Annotated in this window: 17 protein-coding genes and 1 riboswitch; of the genes, 2 read left to right on the forward strand and 15 right to left on the reverse strand. The window is 46.3% G+C overall.

Annotated features, from left to right (window positions below):
* Positions 1-45 precede the first annotated feature (45 nt).
* Positions 46-945, forward strand: coding sequence for a nuclease-related domain-containing protein (locus tag ERX40_RS04825; protein ID WP_133417361.1), 900 nt, complete (start codon positions 46-48; stop codon positions 943-945).
* A 163-nt stretch (positions 946-1,108) separates the two neighbouring features.
* On the opposite strand, the gene ERX40_RS11225 is transcribed toward ERX40_RS04825, so the two are convergent.
* The 11 genes from ERX40_RS11225 to nrdR all read right to left on the reverse strand — a co-directional run bounded on the left by ERX40_RS11225 (position 1,109) and on the right by nrdR (position 10,675).
* Positions 1,109-1,282, reverse strand: coding sequence for a hypothetical protein (locus ERX40_RS11225; RefSeq protein ID WP_165980663.1), 174 nt, complete (start codon positions 1,280-1,282; stop codon positions 1,109-1,111).
* A gap of 140 nt (positions 1,283-1,422) precedes the next feature.
* Positions 1,423-1,968, reverse strand: coding sequence for an MFS transporter (locus ERX40_RS04830; RefSeq protein ID WP_165980664.1), 546 nt, complete (start codon positions 1,966-1,968; stop codon positions 1,423-1,425).
* A gap of 121 nt (positions 1,969-2,089) precedes the next feature.
* On the reverse strand, positions 2,090-2,503 hold the full coding sequence (locus ERX40_RS04835) for a DUF2512 family protein (protein ID WP_133417363.1): 414 nt from the start codon (positions 2,501-2,503) through the stop codon (positions 2,090-2,092).
* A gap of 153 nt (positions 2,504-2,656) precedes the next feature.
* Complete coding sequence (gene rplT, locus ERX40_RS04840) at positions 2,657-3,016, reverse strand: 50S ribosomal protein L20 (protein WP_133417364.1); 360 nt, start codon at positions 3,014-3,016, stop codon at positions 2,657-2,659.
* Between the two features lie 30 nt (positions 3,017-3,046).
* Positions 3,047-3,247, reverse strand: coding sequence for a 50S ribosomal protein L35 (gene rpmI, locus ERX40_RS04845; RefSeq protein ID WP_012657249.1), 201 nt, complete (start codon positions 3,245-3,247; stop codon positions 3,047-3,049).
* A gap of 12 nt (positions 3,248-3,259) precedes the next feature.
* The gene (gene infC, locus ERX40_RS04850) at positions 3,260-3,796 is read right to left on the reverse strand and encodes a translation initiation factor IF-3 (protein WP_133417365.1); all 537 of its coding nucleotides are present in this window, start codon (positions 3,794-3,796) and stop codon (positions 3,260-3,262) included.
* Between the two features lie 168 nt (positions 3,797-3,964).
* The gene (locus ERX40_RS04855) at positions 3,965-5,461 is read right to left on the reverse strand and encodes an amino acid permease (protein WP_133417366.1); all 1,497 of its coding nucleotides are present in this window, start codon (positions 5,459-5,461) and stop codon (positions 3,965-3,967) included.
* A 59-nt stretch (positions 5,462-5,520) separates the two neighbouring features.
* Positions 5,521-5,693, reverse strand: a riboswitch (Lysine riboswitch).
* A 52-nt stretch (positions 5,694-5,745) separates the two neighbouring features.
* The gene (gene thrS / locus ERX40_RS04860; protein WP_133417367.1) at positions 5,746-7,674 is read right to left on the reverse strand and encodes a threonine--tRNA ligase; all 1,929 of its coding nucleotides are present in this window, start codon (positions 7,672-7,674) and stop codon (positions 5,746-5,748) included.
* Between the two features lie 285 nt (positions 7,675-7,959).
* Positions 7,960-8,877, reverse strand: coding sequence for a primosomal protein DnaI (gene dnaI / locus ERX40_RS04865; RefSeq protein ID WP_133417368.1), 918 nt, complete (start codon positions 8,875-8,877; stop codon positions 7,960-7,962).
* The gene (locus ERX40_RS04870) at positions 8,877-10,202 is read right to left on the reverse strand and encodes a replicative helicase loading/DNA remodeling protein DnaB (protein ID WP_133417369.1); all 1,326 of its coding nucleotides are present in this window, start codon (positions 10,200-10,202) and stop codon (positions 8,877-8,879) included. The genes dnaI and ERX40_RS04870 overlap by 1 nt, the downstream gene beginning before the upstream one ends.
* A gap of 8 nt (positions 10,203-10,210) precedes the next feature.
* Positions 10,211-10,675 carry a transcriptional regulator NrdR gene (gene nrdR, locus ERX40_RS04875; RefSeq protein ID WP_133417370.1) on the reverse strand — a complete coding sequence of 155 codons (465 nt, stop codon included), beginning with the start codon at positions 10,673-10,675 and terminating at the stop codon, positions 10,211-10,213.
* A 113-nt stretch (positions 10,676-10,788) separates the two neighbouring features.
* Between nrdR and ERX40_RS04880 the strand changes: the two genes are divergently transcribed.
* Entirely contained in the window at positions 10,789-11,460 is a 672-nt protein-coding gene (locus ERX40_RS04880) for an SGNH/GDSL hydrolase family protein (RefSeq protein ID WP_133417371.1), read from the forward strand.
* A gap of 82 nt (positions 11,461-11,542) precedes the next feature.
* On the opposite strand, the gene ERX40_RS04885 is transcribed toward ERX40_RS04880, so the two are convergent.
* The 4 genes from ERX40_RS04885 to polA form a co-directional block, all read right to left on the reverse strand.
* A complete protein-coding gene (locus tag ERX40_RS04885; RefSeq protein WP_133417372.1) occupies positions 11,543-12,553 on the reverse strand; it encodes a glyceraldehyde-3-phosphate dehydrogenase in 1,011 nt (336 codons plus the stop codon).
* Positions 12,554-12,636: 83 nt separating this feature from the next.
* The gene (coaE, locus tag ERX40_RS04890) at positions 12,637-13,233 is read right to left on the reverse strand and encodes a dephospho-CoA kinase (protein WP_133417373.1); all 597 of its coding nucleotides are present in this window, start codon (positions 13,231-13,233) and stop codon (positions 12,637-12,639) included.
* A 6-nt stretch (positions 13,234-13,239) separates the two neighbouring features.
* Positions 13,240-14,112: a DNA-formamidopyrimidine glycosylase gene (gene mutM, locus ERX40_RS04895; protein ID WP_133417374.1), complete on the reverse strand. Its 873-nt coding sequence runs from the start codon at positions 14,110-14,112 to the stop codon at positions 13,240-13,242.
* Between the two features lie 9 nt (positions 14,113-14,121).
* Positions 14,122-16,731 (reverse strand): DNA polymerase I, encoded by a 2,610-nt coding sequence (gene polA, locus ERX40_RS04900; RefSeq protein WP_133417375.1) that lies wholly within the window; start codon positions 16,729-16,731, stop codon positions 14,122-14,124.
* Positions 16,732-16,773 lie beyond the last annotated feature (42 nt).

Consider the following 16,773-nt stretch of genomic DNA (forward strand, 5'->3'; position numbering starts at 1 on the left):
GTCAGAATACGAGTACGGGGCTTATAGTGGATGTGAGGTGAAGAGATGTTTCTGAAGACGCACCAGCCATCTGATTATATCCACTATTTAATGGCAGCTGATAAGCGAATCACATTAAACCGGTCCGATGACAGAGTACTTAAAAATTATTTAAAGGGTTATGAGGGTGAGCGTCATTACTACGAGCGCGCACATGGGTGCGGAGGTCTTAAGCTCTGGGATCTGTCATTGCACAGTCCTGCGCTCGCACAATTCGATTTTATTCATCTGTATAACGGAAAAGTCTATCATTTTGATATCAAGAATTATACAGGCACTGTCAGGCGGAGCGGTCGCCAGTTTGTATCGGAGGGTGAGTACTACTATCAGGATATCCTCTCTCAGTTAAACCGTGCTGACTTTTATTTAACGAGATTTCTGAGGGAACATGGTTTTCAGAATGAAGTGGTCAGTCGTATCGTTTTTATTCATCCCCAGTTAACGTTACTGGAGGACAGCGCTGATCCTCAAATCGTTAAACCGTCTCAAGTCGAGGAAGTGATCCATTTTTTCAGCCAGGATTACCAGCCGACCAGAGAGGAAGAGCGGTTGGCGCAGTTCATGCTGATGAATCATCAATCCACTCATCCGCATGAACGCATCTTCTACTATCCTTTTCAGGACATGAAAAAAGGCATCCGCTGTCCGCGATGCCGGTATATAGGATTAAAAAGTGAGAAAGGCTTGAAAAAAATTCGATGTCAGTGCGGGTTCAGTGAACATAAAAAGATTGTCCTTCAAGCGACTATTGAAGAAATGCTGTTACTGAAAAATGCGCCGGTCAGTCGCCAGGAAATTGATGAATGGACTGCGATGTGCCCAAAAGCGATTACACGCGTATTAAAGGAAAACTTTCAGATGCACTATAAGAACCGGGCCACAGTTTATAGTGCATTGAAAAACTAGTAACGTCCCGCAGATTCACTTTGCGGGACGTTATGTCACTTAAATGCTGCCTGCTCATCGGTATCGTCCCGCGGATTCTTTCTGCGGGACGTTGCGCCACTTAAATGCTGCCTGCTCATCGGTATCGTCCCGCGGATTCACTTTGCGGGACGTTGCGTACACATTACTTCTTCAGATTCTGGTGCTCAACATTCATTTTAATGATCGGACTATACCCAAGTCTATTTTCGAAATTGGTCTTGCATTCAACAAGCAGAAAGAACAGGCAGAGTACAATGGCGATGACTGCGAGCATGGCCATGATTCTTACTACGATGCGATTTTTCAGAAATTCCATCTAATCACCCTCCATTTTTTTCTATTTTACAGCACAAAGGGTGTCAAATTTCATTTTCCTCTCATTTTTAAGGAAACTTTAAGATAATCCGTTCTCTTTTGACAAGTGAAATAATAGCGACGCCACTCCTACTGTACCTGTCAGCAGGATGACCGCCCACTAATCAATAATGTGTATGAGGTATATGCGCTTAATATCATTCCGCCGAGTAAGGCGCCGAATGATATACCCAGCTGGACAGAAGACGTGCTGACCGTCTGATTGATACTTGCATATTTCCCTGAGCGTTCAATCAAGCAGGACTGCATCGGCACATTGATGGACCAGCCGACCAGTCCAAGCAGCGCTGTATTGACCAGCAGCCAGCCGACAGAACTTGACACGAGAAAACCTGCCATGACAACGGTATAGACTATGCTTAAAATCACTGACGCCTGCCTGCTACCCCATTTCTCAGTCATGAGTCCACCTAGACCACTGCCGAACGTTCTACTGACACCAAAGACTATAAAGAGCAGGCTGATGACAGTCGCACTGACTTTCTCATGTATCAAACAGGGTGAAAAATAAATATAGAAGACGTTTCGGCCCGTGAAAAAGAGAAACGAGTAGCAGTGAGCGACCATCAGATCTGTTCTGAACAGTCCTTTCATATCATGCTTAAATGATAATCTCTCTACTTCCATCTCAGCTGGGAAATACCTCACCTAGGTTCATCTTCTGTTCTTCTCCTGATATATATCTATAAAATGCAACAAGAAAAGCCGATACCTTTCGATACCGACTTTCTTATGTACACCTTTGTGATTAACGGCGGCTACGCTCGCCCGCTAAATCTTGACCCGGTCTGTTGAACACTTCACGGTCAACAAACTTATGGAAGAAGAGCCATTCTCCGCCGGTAATAGCGAGCGCTGATAAGGCTGCCGGCCAGAACATGCTGTCGTCATCACCGGTCAGTGATCTCGCCATCAGCCAGATCACTAAGAATGACAGCAGCAGGTCTGCCACTGCAGCAAGGCCGTTACGCTTCGTGAATTCATCGGGGCGTCCCGCCATCTTGAAGATACCGAGATCACCGAGCAGATAAGCAAGGATAGTTGTCGCAAGACTGATCCACAGTGTGTCCATGAAAGGTACTTTGAAGATCAGAGTAAGGACGATAAATAACACGAGTGCAATCACCACAAATTTGACAAGCAATGCTTTTAAGTGATTCATACTTTCCCTCCTCTCCTTATTGACGTCTTTAGTCAGCTATTCCCTCATCAATTGCCATCTAAACTGAAAATCAACATTTCCATTCAAATTATATTTATTTTTACAATTTCTTCACAAAAAAACACCTATACATGGCGTATAGGTGCAAAGATATTATTTGTTTAATGCTTTTTTAGCTGCTTCAACTAATTCACCGAATGCTTTTTGATCAGTGATTGCAACTTCTGATAACATTTTACGGTTGATGTCGATGCCTGCTACTTTAAGACCATTCATTAAACGGCTGTAGCTGATATCGTGCATACGTGCTGCCGCGTTGATACGTGCGATCCATAACTGACGGAAGTCACGTTTTTTCTGACGACGGTCACGGTAAGCGTAGTTACCTGATTTCATTACTTGTTGTTTTGCTACTCTGTATAATGTATGTTTTGAACCGAAATAACCTTTTGCTAATTTAATGGTTCTTTTGCGACGTGCGCGCGTCACCGTTCCACCTTTAACTCGTGGCATGATAATTCCTCCTTAAATAATTCCTGATTTTTATTTTACGTAAGTTAACATTTGAGCAACGCGTTTCTGGTCGCCTTTAGAGACTAATGATGCTTTACGAAGTCCGCGTTTCTGTTTAGTTGATTTGTTAGCGAATAAGTGAGAAGTGTATGCTCTTGAACGTTTCAATTTACCTGAACCCGTTCTTTTTACACGTTTCGCTCCTCCGCGGTGAGTTTTCATTTTAGGCATTTCGATGTCCTCCTAGTTTTGTTTTTTGTCGACGATTGGCGCAAGCATCAAGAACATTGAGCGTCCATCCATCTTCGGCTTTTGTTCAACTGTGGCGATATCTTTACACTCATCAGCAAATTTCTCAAGCACACGTTGACCAAATTCTTTATGCGTGATTGCACGTCCTCGGAATCTGATTGATACTTTAACTTTGTCCTCTTTTTCAAGGAATTTACGTGCATTTTTCAGCTTCGTGTTAAAGTCATGCTCTTCGATAGTCGGGCTAAGTCGAATTTCTTTGACAACAACCACTTTCTGCTTCTTACGTGCTTCTTTGTCTTTCTTCTGCTGTTCGAACTTGTATTTACCGTAGTCCATGATTTTAGCGACTGGCGGTTTTGCGTTCGGTGCAACAAGAACAACGTCAAGATTGACACGTTCTGCGATTTCGATTGCCTCAAATTTAGATTTGACACCTAACTGAGCTCCGTCATGTCCGATTAAACGTAATTCTCTCGCACGGATTTTGTCATTGATTTGCGTTTGATCTTTAGCTATGATTGACACCTCCTATTGGATTTACGACGAACAAAAAAGCGGGCGCAAAGCGCCCGCTAAAAATAGACATGGTAACCATGTTTATACCCGGTCACTGCTCAAATGGCGTTCTGCGGGTGAGAAGCGGGATGCTTCTACTTGTCCGTTTCGTATTCAACAGACTAAAGTATAACAGGGTTACTTCGCTGTGTCAACATCTATTTTCTCATATTCACTCATATCGACATGTGGCGATAAGTCGACTTTTTCAAGTGGTATCTTTTTCGTTTTGTATTTCAGTTTATGATAGATGAAGAAAGCAAGGAAAATCGGAATTCCCATATAAGTAATGAGGAAACCATTAAGATCAAAATCACCGTGCAGAATTAAATCTGTATCCTGACCGATGATGACGAATAAACACAGCAGAAAAGCAAATATCGGACCGAACGGAAACCACATCGCTTTATATTTAAGGACAGATAAGTCTTTATTCTGGCGATAAAAAGCACGACGGAAGCGATAATGACTGATTGCGATACCGAGCCAGGCGATGAAGCCTGTCAGACCACTTGCTGCGACGATATATTCATACGCACCGCTTGCCATCCGTTCCACGATGAAAATGATCAGCACAACGACGAATGTAGCAAGTAGACTCGGAATCGGCACCCCTTTTTCATTGGTCTCCGAAAATTTACGTGAAGCGAGACCATCTTTACCCATGGCGTACAGCATACGTGTTGATGCATACATCCCTGAGTTTCCTGCTGACAGAATAGAAGTCAGGATGACCGCGTTCATGAAGGATGCGGCAAATGCCAGACCTGCATTCTCAAAGACAAGTGTGAAAGGAGACTTTGAAATACTGTCTCCCCCCATCAAGCTCGGATTTGTATAAGGGATGATCAGACCGATCACCAATATAGAAAGAATATAAAAAATCAGGATGCGCCAGAAAACCTGTTTGATGGCTCTTGGAATCGTTTTTTCAGGTTCTTCAGATTCACCAGCTGTAATACCGACAAGCTCTGTTCCCTGGAAGCTGAAGCCGGCGACTAAGAACACACCCAGGATGGTAAGGAATGAACCTGTCAGGCCTTGACCGACAAAAGGCGCTTCACCTGTCGTAAAGTTCTTCAGCCCGATATATTCCCCGCCCAGAATTCCGAAAATAGTCAGAACCCCAATACCTAAAAACAGGATAACTGTAGCTACTTTCACAATCGCGAACCAATACTCACTTTCACCATATACTTTGACGCTCAAAGTATTGAGAAAGAAGATGATGGCCAGGAAAACGAGACTCCAGGCCCAGCCTGGCAAAAAGTCAAAGATCGACCAGTACTTGATCACACTGGATGCGATGCTCACGTCTGCGGCGACGGTAATGACCCAGTTGAACCAATAATTCCAGCCAAGTGCAAAGCCGAGTGACGGATCGACAAAACGCGTTGCATACGTCGAGAATGAACCGGATATAGGGAGATAAGTCGCCATCTCACCTAGACTCGTCATCAGGAAGAAGACCATGATACCGATAATGGCGAATCCGATTAATGCACCACCAGGTCCCGCGCTTTTAATTGCGCCGCCTGATGTCATGAATAAACCTGTTCCGATACAGCCACCGATTGCGATCATCGAAATATGACGCGGTTTCAGCAGCCGTTGTACTTCATTGTTACTACTCATTACTACACCTCTTCATTCCACAAAAAAGTGCGCATCCATAGATGCGCACTTTAGTATATCGTATAAGTAGCGCATCACGAATGTGACAGTCCGATATATATTCTATATCAGCCCAGCAGCACACAGTTATCAGCTCTGTGCCACTTCGGCGATGTCACCTTTCATCCTGCGTCATCTACGTGATACCGTATCAGCAAGGCTACTCATCTTCATCGCGACCTCTAACTCATTTGAGGATATTTTATTTGTTCTTACTATAACGTATTAAAGCCGGTTAAGCAAGATTATTTTTTCAGACGGATTTCATCAACCAGTTTCCAGATAAATGCATCGCGTTCCATTGTCTCGGAATCATTGTGACCGTATCTGCGGACGTTGACTTCATTATTTTCCACTTCTTTGTCGCCGACAACAATCTGATAAGGCACTTTGTTCATCTGAGCTTCACGGATCTTGTAGCCCATCTTTTCTTCGCGGTCATCGATATGACAACGGACTCCCTGTGATTTCAGTTCATCGTATAATGCACGGGCGTAGTCGTAGTGAACCGCATTGGATACCGGGATAATCTCCAGCTGGTTCGGTGCGAGCCATGTCGGATATGCACCTTTGTATTCTTCAGTCAGAAAGGCGACAAATCGTTCCATTGTCGAGATAACACCGCGGTGGATGACGACCGGACGGTGCTCCGCTCCATCACTGCCGATATAAGATAGATCAAATTTCTGCGGTAACAGGAAGTCGAGCTGAACTGTTGATAATGTCTCTTCTTTACCGAGCGCTGTTTTCACCTGGACGTCCAGTTTAGGACCATAGAATGCCGCTTCGCCTGGTGCTTCCTCGTAGTCAAGTCCCATCTCGTCAACCGCTTCTTTCAACATCGCCTGCGCTTTTTCCCACATCTCATCATCCTGGAAGTATTTCTCTGTGTCCTCAGGGTCACGATATGACAGACGGAATTTATAGTCTTTTAAGTTGAAATCCTCATAGACATCAATGACCAGCTGTACCACCCGCTTAAACTCATCCTTGATCTGATCAGGACGGACGAAGATATGCGCATCATTCAGAGTCATGCCGCGGACACGCTGCAGCCCTGATACTGCACCACTCGCCTCGTAACGGTGCATCGTACCGAGTTCAGCAATACGGATCGGCAGTTCACGGTAACTATGCGGCTTGTTTTTGTAGATCATCATATGGTGCGGGCAGTTCATCGGACGGAGGACGAATGACTCATTATCCAGCTCCATCACAGGGAACATATCTTCCTGGTAGTGATCCCAGTGACCTGACGTCTTGTAGAGATCCACTGAACCCATGACTGGTGTATAGACATGGTCATAGCCGAGTGCCACTTCTTTGTCGACGATATAGCGCTCGAGCTCGCGACGAATCGTTGCACCATTCGGCAGCCAGAGCGGCAGACCGGCACCGATCAGCGGATTAGTCGCGAATAAATTCAGCTCTTTACCGATCTTGCGGTGGTCGCGCTCCTTGCGTTCCTCAAGAACCTGCAGATGTGCTTTCAATGCTTTCTTGTCAAAGAAGGCAGTGCCGTAGATACGCTGCAGCATCTTGTTATCTGAGTCACCACGCCAGTAAGCCCCTGCCACTGATAATAGTTTGAACTCCTTGATCTTGCCTGTAGAAGGTACGTGAACACCGCGGCAGAGGTCAGTGAATTCACCTTGAGAATAAAGAGTCACATTCTCATCTTCAGGAATCGCATCGATCAGTTCCTGTTTGTAAGGATCATCCTTGAAGACTGCCTTCGCTTCATTACGAGAAACGACACGACGTTCAATCTTCTCGTTTTCAGCAATGATCTGACGCATCACTTTCTCGACCTGCTCAAAGTCTTCAGCTGAAACTTTGTGGTCAGTATCAAAGTCATAGTAGAACCCTTCCTCGATAACAGGACCGACACCGAAATGGACATCGCCAAAAATACGTTTTAAAGCCTGTGCCATTAAATGAGCTGTTGAATGACGAAGAACCTCAATTCCTTCCGGTGATTCCGGTGTGATGATCTCAATATCACCATCTGTCTCAAGTGCAGTCGATAGATCGACCATCTGACCGTTGAATTTTCCTGCCAGGGCTTTCTTCTTCAGACCCGGGCTGATTGAAGCTGCAATCTCTTCAGTAGAGATGCCACTCTCGAAGCTTTTTTCATTACCGTCTGGAAATTTGATTTTAATCTCACTCATTCTAAACACTCCTTTTATATTTATGAATACAAAAAGACCCCATCCCAAAAGGGACGGAGTCTATCCGCGGTACCACCCTAATCGCCTTGCGGCAACTCTGCATAAGATAACGGTCTTGAGCCGGACATGGATTAAATGTCGATTAAAAAGGGAGTAAAACGACAGCTCTTCAATCAGGCTCACACCTACCCTGACTCGCTATGTGAAGAAACGTGTGTTTCATGTCCTTTATCATTGTTTGAATTTTTTGATTATACATTCATTATACACCCAAAAACAAATTTATCAAGAGCGACGATAATTTTTTCCGTTCAGAGGATACGCATCCGTCAGTGCATCCATCCGTTCCATCATCCGGTAGGCTTTTGTCTTCTCATCTCCGACCTTCGTCTTCTGGAAATGATAACGTAATTCTTCCTTGTTGAAGTTGGAAGTGAAGAAAGTCGGCAGCTGATTCATCATTCGGTAATGCAGCAAAGGACCCAGCACCTCATCTCTGACCCACGGCGTCATATCCTCGGCACCGATATCATCAAGCATGAGCACGGGACTCTTCTTGACGCGGTCCAGCTTCGTTTCATAAGTCCGGTCGTTGAAACCGGCCTTCAGTTCACGGATGAATTCCGGCACATAGAATATCGTGGTATAGATGTGGCGTTCCTTCAGCTGATTGGCGATCGCACCCAGTATATAGGATTTCCCTGTGCCGAAGCTGCCATGGATATACATGCCTTTTGTCGGACGACCGGCTGCGATATCATTGCAGATTGCCATGGCGCGTTTAACAATTCTGATGCGTTCTGTGCCTTCAATGTCGATCGAGCTGATCTTCGCGTTCAATGTCTCATAAGGGACATGCATCGCCGTGACATATTCCTTCATCAGCTGCTCTTCGTCATGTACTTTTTTGTTTGGACAAGGTGTATAAGCAATCTTGATGCGCTCGTCTTCTATGTAAAGATGAGGGGTGTGGCCTTTAACGAAATTGATGCACTGACCATAGCTCTGACAGCGGTCGCACAGCTTCGACTGATCCTTGTATTCCTGTAGGATGGACAAGTCCTTGTCAATCATGTCCTCTGTAACTGCATGACGCTCGATAAAGGGCTTGATCTCAGGATGTTCTACCGTCTCACGCTTGACCTGCTCGATTTTCGCCATGATACCCGGATTGTTCTTCACAAATGCGTTGAATGGTTTCATCATTTACCCTCCTTCCAGAAATTCTTCAGTTCTGCTTCCAGTTTACGCTTCTCTTCTGCAAGATCCTTCGTGTCTTCAGCCATTTCAGCCGGCTGCGCCATGTTATTGATCCAGTCCGGGGTCTTTTCGTATGAATTCTCCCGCTGAGACTGCCTCGTCTGTAGTTCCTTCTTCTGCTGGTTCATCTTCTTGACATGGTTATACGCCTGTTCACTTGTCTCGAGCTTCAGTTTCTTCCAGTTGGAGGCAATCTCCTCGATATAGGCTTGCGGCAGCTTCATCTCATTCGAGAACATGACGTACTGCAGCAGGATATTCATGACACCGAAGGGCAGCTTCTCACGCTCAATGATCATCTCAATCATCCGCTTCTGCTTGACGGTCGGCTCAGACTTGCTCATAGAGGCGAGCATCTCAACGGGGCTGGTCGTATCCATCACTTCAAACCAGGACAGCTGCGTCTTAACTTCTGCCGCGGGCCCCGGTTCTTCAGCAACTGTCAGCGCCGGCAGATTCCCTTCGTGCTCGAACTGATAGAAATCCCGTGCATTCCGTCTCAAGTCCTCCTGTGAGATAGACTGATCCGAGGTCATTGACTTCAGAATGATACGCCGCATATCAGTCGGCGCGATATCATAGAGAACGGAGAGCTGCGCGATTAGTTCACGCACTTCTTTCGTCAGCTGCTCCTTCGTAATCAGGTTCTGCTTAAGCAGCATCTCCAGCATATCGAAATCAAAGGTCTGCTGATGGACCGGGATGCCGAGTGAGGGATTCGTCTTGATCAGACGTTCGTTGTCCTGATAGATTTCAGCGGAAGGTGCTTTCGGTGTCCCGTAGACATCAATATAATTCTTCGACACTTCTCTGTAACCGGTGAGGTCATAGCTCTCTGTACAGAACTGTCTTTTCAGCTGATTGAACCGTTCCTTGCCGACCGTCTGGAACAGATAGACGGAGAGCATCGGATCATTGAAGAACTGGTCAGGCATCACAGGACTGATCAGCTTATAGGCAAAGTGCTGAGAGTCATCGTTCACTTTCATGAATGTCTTGATGAGGCCGATGCCTTCCAGTCTGAAACGCAGCTGCTCGAAATGACTTAGATTCATCTTCAGCTCATTCATGACGATATAATGGGTCACTTCATCAGAAACTTGAGCGTCATCCAGAAACTGACTTAAATATTGATAGACCGCGATGCTTTCCAGGCCTATCAGCGGAATATAGAGCCGCTTCAGAATCTCCTCTGTGAACGGCGTCGCCACATAATTGGTCGTCACGACAAATCGGTCAGCGGGTCTTAATCCGGAAAAATACTGCATGTACACACCTACTTCTTATTCTTATCACTTAATATCCCCTGCATGGTCGACAGGAGCTGGTCGATATCCTTGAACTCCTTATAGACCGAGGCAAATCTTACGTAGGACACCTGGTCAAGTGTCATCAGCTGATCCATCACCCGTTCACCGATATCGACTGATGATACTTCCGTCTTACTTCCTTCACGGAGCTGATACTCCACATCATTCGCGATTCTCTCCAGGTCATCATAAGCAACGGGTCTTTTTTCGCACGCCCGCACCAGCCCATGTAGAATCTTGTCACGGTTGAAAGCCTGGCGTGTCCCGTCTTTTTTGACGACGATGAGCGGAGATAACTCAATCCGTTCAAAGGTCGTAAAGCGAGTGCCGCACTGTTCACATTCTCTGCGTCTTCTGATGGCATTCAGATCGTCTGCATGACGTGAATCAATGACTTTAGACTGATTATAGCCGCATTTCAGACATTTCATGCTATCGCCCCTTTAATTAGTATCACTTCATTATACATGATTAAAGCCCTCTTAAAAACCGTTAATGGTTTCATGAAAAGGGTATAGAGTTATCATTCAGGAGGAGATGAATCATGATTGAACTTGAACAGTTCGAAGAAGGCAACCCCGTCAATAAGGAACGCGATAAATTCAACAGAAGAAATGAGGCGATTCTCTACCACAGGGATGATATCGGTGTCATCTTCATCGGGGACTCCATCACAGCCTACTGGGATATCGACAGCTACGTGAAGCACGGTGACAATAAGCGGCTGATTAACCGCGGGGTCAGTGATGACTATTCCATGTACTGCAGACGCCGCTTTGAGGCGGATGCCCTGCAGCTGCAGCCGGACCTGATTGTGCTGTCAGTCGGTGTGAACAATACGAAGCCCTTAAGTGAAGAGACAGAGGATAAGAAGGCTGATGCTATTATCCAGCAGGTGGTCACAGATATCAGTGAGATGGTGAAATTCAGTCAGGCGCGTACAATCGACATCGCAATCACATCCGTGACCTCTCTCAACCACCCACATCTGGGTCGTGATGGCGTGAGAGCACGAGCGATCAAAGAAATCAACCGTCAGCTTGAAGTGCTGGCGCATGACGCTCAGATTCCCTTTATCAATTACTATGACAGAATGACTGAGGATAGCCGGCTGAAAGTTGAGCTGACGGTCGATGGCCTTCATCCGAATGCCCAAGGTTATGAAGTGATGGCAGATGTGTTAGCGCACAGCATTGAAAACATCGTACTGCACTAGGAAAGTGTCGCACTTTTTCATCAAACCACGACGCTTTCCAATAAAAAAGGTCTGAATCCATGATGGATTCAGACTTTTTTTATTATTTCGTTAATTTCTCACCCATTAATACAGCAAGTTCTACGACACGAGTCGAGTAGCCCCACTCGTTATCATACCAGGCAAGGACTTTCACTTTCTTGCCACCCATGACGATTGTTGACAGCCCATCAACGATTGAGGACATCGGGTTTGTATTGAAGTCGACACTGACCAATGGTTCGAAAGTGATGTCAAGGATGCCTTTTAACGGACCTTCTGCTGCTTCCTTGAACGCATTGTTCACTTCTTCAACGGTTACATCTTTATTCAGGTCGACGACTAAGTCAACAAGTGAAACGTTAGTAGTCGGCACGCGTAAAGCCATACCGTGTAACTTACCTTCCACTTCAGGTAAGACAAGTGCTAATGCTTTAGCGGCACCAGTAGACGTCGGGATGATGCTCTGTGCACACGCACGCGCGCGACGCAGGTCTTTATGTGGATTATCCAGGTTTTTCTGGTCATTTGTGTAGGCGTGTACCGTAGTCATTAAACCGTTGTCAATACCGAACTTCTCGTTCAGGACTTTCGCAACTGGCGCCAGACAGTTCGTTGTACATGAAGCATTAGAGATCACATCATATGTCTCAATATCCAGACCTTCACAGTTTACGCCGCGAACGATTGTCTGGACGTTGCCTTTACCTGGTGCAGTCAGAAGAACTTTTTTAGCTCCTGCTTTTAAGTGGCCGGCTGCTTTTTCTGAATCGTTGAATTTGCCTGTCGCTTCAATGACGATATCAATGTTCAGTTCTTTCCAAGGTAATAACTCAGGATTACGTTCAGCAACGAGCTTGATTTCTTTGCCACCGACTTTAAGACCCTTTTCGATAGGTTCAACATCCAGCTCATATTTACCGTGAGTTGTATCGTATTTGATCAGGTGTGCAAGCGTTTCCGGCGGGTAGCTTGCATTGATTGCAACTACCTCAAGCTCATCGTTAAGCATTGCTGCACGAAATACCATTCTACCAATTCTACCTAAACCATTAATTGCCACTCTTGTCGTCATGTCATTTCTCCTTATTGTGCTATACTTTTATGAGAATAGTATAACATAATGAAGTAAAAGTGGAAGCGTTTGCTTCCACTTTTTTAGTGAGATTTGTAATATTCCGTAACCACTTCTTCTAATCTTCTTTCCAGTTGCTCCATTGTGCCGCTATTATCGATGACAACATCAGCACGCTTTTTTTTCTCCTCGATGGACAGCTGGGAGCTGATTCTAGCCAGTGCTGATTCTTCAGTCATATTGTTGCGTGCCATCAGCCGTATCAGCTGCAACTCTTCAGGAATATAGACCACCCATACCTCATCCACAGTGTCTTCCAGCTTATTTTCATATAGCAGCGGAATATCCATGATGACATCCCGACCGTCTGATAGAGCCTGATTCTTCTCCTCTTCCATAATATCGCGCACTATCGGATGAATGATCGCGTTAAGGGCGAGACGTTTGGACGCATCCCGGAACACCTGCTGGCCGACATATGAGCGATTCATCTCTCCGGCTATAACCGCCTCCGGTCCGAAGACCGCTGCCACCTGTCTGAGTCCTTCCGACCCTTTCGCCACTGCCTGCCTGGACGCCAGGTCCGCATCCACAATGACAAAGCCATGTGTTCTCAGTAGATTGGAGACCGTCGACTTACCGCTGGCGATTCCGCCTGTTAATCCTATTACTGTCATCATTTACTCCTATTTCTGGCAGACCGGGCAGTAGTGCGTGTTGCGCCCTGCAATAATTGCAGTGTCGACGTCTCCACCGCATGTCCCACATGTCTTTTTGCCATATATTTTAAACCTTGTCTGCATCTGACCGCTCTGCCCTTCCACGTTCCGGTAGCTGGATATCGACGAACCACCGTACAGAATCCCTTCGTTCAGCGCTGCGGCCAGCGCTCTGAAGAGCAGGCGCTTGTCTGAAGCAGCCAGTGAGCTGACCGTGCGATGTGGACTGATTCGTGCCGCATGCAACCCTTCGCAGGCGTAAATATTGCCGCAGCCGCTGATGACGCTATGATTCATGACGGCTTCCTTGATCGGTTTCTGCTGCCATTTCTTCAGTTCAAGCTGCTCCAGAAAGTAATCCTCAGCACCCTCATCAAAGGGTTCCGGTGCGATCGACATGATCTGCTTCGCATCCTCAAGACGCTTGAGCAGGCGCATCTCCCCGAACCGTCTGATATCGCTGTATATCAGTTTCTTTCCTGACTGCAGCGCCAGCTCCACGTGCCAGTGATTGATGTAGTTCGGGATACCGATATCATCAAGATGCTCAACAACGAAATAAGCGCCGGACATTCCGAGATGACTGACGATATAGTGTTCTCCGAATTCATTTTCAAGTGTAAAAATCAGATATTTGCTTCTTCTGTCAATCAGCTTAATCGTACTGCCGATAATGTTCTCTTTAAAAGACTGCAGGTCAATTCCTTTGATGATGGTTTCCTTCCCTGCATCTTTGCCGCTATGGACCGTGTCAGAGAAAGTGACGCCTATGATCACTTGTCCCGTGATTTTAGGTGTGAGACCTCTTCTGACATGTTCGACTTCCGGTAATTCAGGCATAACTTCCTCCTATTTCGCTTCGTACCACGATGCGCCGTAATTGGATTCCACCAGTAACGGTACATTTAATTCCATTGCATTCTCCATCATATCTTTGACAAAGAGACTGAAAGCCTCGATCTCCTCTTCAGGCACCTCGAAGATCAGTTCATCATGCACCTGTAAGAGCAGTTTCGCCTTGAAATCTGTCTTACGGATTTCGCGGGCGTAATTCACCATGGCGAGCTTGATGATATCAGCGGCACTGCCCTGAATCGGTGTATTCATCGCTGTCCGTTCTGCAAAGCCGCGCGCATTGAAGTTGCGGGCATTGATATCCGGAATATAGCGTCGTCTGTTCAGCAACGTCGAAACATAGCCGTCCCGTTTCGCCTGCTGGATGACGTCATCCATATACTGCTTGACGTTCGGGAAACTCTCCAGGTAATCCTCTATGAATCGTGCAGCTGCCGGACGTGAAATCCCAAGCGACTGGCTGAGTCCGTAATCGCTGATTCCATAGACGATGCCGAAATTGACGGCTTTCGCCTGCCGTCTCATATTCGCATCGACGGCATTGTTATCAACATCGAATACTTCCATCGCCGTCTTCGTATGAATATCAATCCCGTGATTGAAGGCATCCATCATGCTCTTATCTTCAGTGATATGTGCGAGCACCCGCAGTTCAATCTGTGAATAGTCGGCTGCGAAGATCACCCAGCCCGGTTCTGAGGCCGTAAATGCCTTTCTGATCTTGCGACCTTCGTCAAGACGGATCGGTATATTCTGCAGGTTCGGCTCGACTGAGGACAGACGTCCAGTCTGAGCCAGCACCTGGTTGAAGCGCGTGTGAATCTTGCCGTCCTCATCAATCATCTTCTGCAGACCCTCGACATAAGTCGACTGAAGCTTGGCCAGCTGCCGGTAATCCAGTATCGCCGGAATGATCTCATGTTTATCCCTTAAGCCTTCAAGAACATCGACAGCGGTTGAATAACCTGTCTTGGTCTTCTTGGCTGCGGGCAGCTTCAGCTCCTCAAACAGAATAACACCCAGCTGTTTCGGGGAGTTGATGTTGAATTCGTGACCTGCAAGACCATATATCGTTGCCATCAGCTCATCGATGCGTGTCTTCAATTCGTCCTGCATCTCGATAAGTGCATTTCTGTCCACTGTGATACCCTGGTATTCCATGCCGGCGAGTACGAGTGACAGCGGCAGCTCAAGCTCATCATGCAACTTAAGCTGTTCATTCTGTCTCAGTTCGTCCTTCATCTTATCGGTGAGCTGGTAGATGGCCTGCACCTGCCGGCCAAAATAGTCTTTTAATTCCGTTTCTTCAGGAATCGCCATCTTAGCGCCTTTTCCGAATATCTGCTCGTTACTCGGTAGAATCATGCCATGCAGACCCGCTGTTTCCGCGACATCGACAATCGTTCTGGATGGGTCCAGCAGGTAACTTGCCAGCATGACATCAAAATCAATTCCCTGCATATCAATGCCGAGACGTTTCATCAGAACGACGTTTTTCTTTGCATCAAACACATACTTCTTCTTATCTGCATCTGCCAGATAAGCGGTCAGCTGTGCATGATTCTTAATCTCTTCCGCTGTGACGACAGCAGTTTTCTCACCATCCGTCATCGCGAGTGGCAGCACTTCATTCACCAGATAATTATCTTTGAAGCAGTCGATGAAGACCGCAGTGGCACCGCTCAGATCCAGCTCATCGATGCTATCTGCGATGATGAGTTCCTGCTGCTGAACAACGGGTGCTGTCTCCATCTGATCAAGCAGCTGCTTGAACTCAAGCGCCTTGAACAGTTCAATCTTCTTGTCATTTGCTGCATCCTCAAGCTTCACATCCTGGAGACCGATATCCACCGGTGCATGCACTTCAATTGTTGCAAGTTTCTTACTCATCAGTGCATCTGCCTGATGGTTGGTCAGGTTCTCATTCAGCTTCTTCGCTTTGATATCATCAAGATGACCGATTACTTCCTCCAGCGTGCCGTATTCGAGCAGCAGTTTGACCGCCGTCTTCTCACCGACACCCGGTACACCTGGAATATTATCTGACTTGTCACCCATCAGCCCTTTAAGGTCAATAATCTTCTCCGGTCCGAAACCATATTTCTCTTTGACGAAATCAGGTGTATAACGATCGATATCCGTCACACCTTTTTTCGTGTAATAGACCGACACATAGTCATTGACGAGCTGAGTCAGGTCCCGGTCACCTGTGATGATGATCGTTTCCATCCTGTTCTCAGTCGCTTCTCTGGCAAGCGTGCCGATAATGTCATCCGCCTCATAGTTCTCAAGTTCATAATGCTTAATATGATAGGCCTCAATAAGCTTGCGGATGAGCGGGAACTGCTCACTCAGCTCAGGTGGCGTCTTCTGTCTGCCTCCCTTGTAATCACCGAATGTTGAATGGCGGAACGTCGTTTTACCGGCGTCAAACGCGACCAGAAAATGTGTCGGATTTTCATCCTTCAGGATCTTTTCCAGCAGCAGCGTAAATCCGTACACTGCATTTGTATGAATCCCTGCATGATTACTGAGTAGGGGCAGCGCATAGAATGCACGGAATGCCAGACTGTTACCATCAATCAATACTAATTTATCCTTCATAATAAACCTCCGTCAGGTTGATACCTTTATTTTACCACAGCA

It is taken from the genome of Macrococcus carouselicus (assembly GCF_004359515.1).
In the GTDB taxonomy this organism is placed as follows: Bacteria; Bacillota; Bacilli; order Staphylococcales; family Staphylococcaceae; genus Macrococcus; species Macrococcus carouselicus.

Bases quoted from the DNA above. Each gene is read 5' to 3' on its own strand.
- ERX40_RS04825 (WP_133417361.1), top strand. From the start codon at position 46: ATGTTTCTGAAGACGCACCAGCCATCTGATTATATCCACTATTTAATG.
- ERX40_RS11225 (WP_165980663.1), bottom strand. From the start codon at position 1,282: ATGGAATTTCTGAAAAATCGCATCGTAGTAAGAATCATGGCCATGCTC.
- ERX40_RS04830 (WP_165980664.1), bottom strand. From the start codon at position 1,968: ATGGAAGTAGAGAGATTATCATTTAAGCATGATATGAAAGGACTGTTC.
- ERX40_RS04835 (WP_133417363.1), bottom strand. From the start codon at position 2,503: ATGAATCACTTAAAAGCATTGCTTGTCAAATTTGTGGTGATTGCACTC.
- rplT (WP_133417364.1), bottom strand. From the start codon at position 3,016: ATGCCACGAGTTAAAGGTGGAACGGTGACGCGCGCACGTCGCAAAAGA.
- rpmI (WP_012657249.1), bottom strand. From the start codon at position 3,247: ATGCCTAAAATGAAAACTCACCGCGGAGGAGCGAAACGTGTAAAAAGA.
- ERX40_RS04855 (WP_133417366.1), bottom strand. From the start codon at position 5,461: ATGAGTAGTAACAATGAAGTACAACGGCTGCTGAAACCGCGTCATATT.
- thrS (WP_133417367.1), bottom strand. From the start codon at position 7,674: ATGAGTGAGATTAAAATCAAATTTCCAGACGGTAATGAAAAAAGCTTC.
- dnaI (WP_133417368.1), bottom strand. From the start codon at position 8,877: ATGAAACCATTCAACGCATTTGTGAAGAACAATCCGGGTATCATGGCG.
- ERX40_RS04870 (WP_133417369.1), bottom strand. From the start codon at position 10,202: ATGCAGTATTTTTCCGGATTAAGACCCGCTGACCGATTTGTCGTGACG.
- nrdR (WP_133417370.1), bottom strand. From the start codon at position 10,675: ATGAAATGTCTGAAATGCGGCTATAATCAGTCTAAAGTCATTGATTCA.
- ERX40_RS04880 (WP_133417371.1), top strand. From the start codon at position 10,789: ATGATTGAACTTGAACAGTTCGAAGAAGGCAACCCCGTCAATAAGGAA.
- ERX40_RS04885 (WP_133417372.1), bottom strand. From the start codon at position 12,553: ATGACGACAAGAGTGGCAATTAATGGTTTAGGTAGAATTGGTAGAATG.
- coaE (WP_133417373.1), bottom strand. From the start codon at position 13,233: ATGATGACAGTAATAGGATTAACAGGCGGAATCGCCAGCGGTAAGTCG.
- mutM (WP_133417374.1), bottom strand. From the start codon at position 14,112: ATGCCTGAATTACCGGAAGTCGAACATGTCAGAAGAGGTCTCACACCT.
- polA (WP_133417375.1), bottom strand. From the start codon at position 16,731: ATGAAGGATAAATTAGTATTGATTGATGGTAACAGTCTGGCATTCCGT.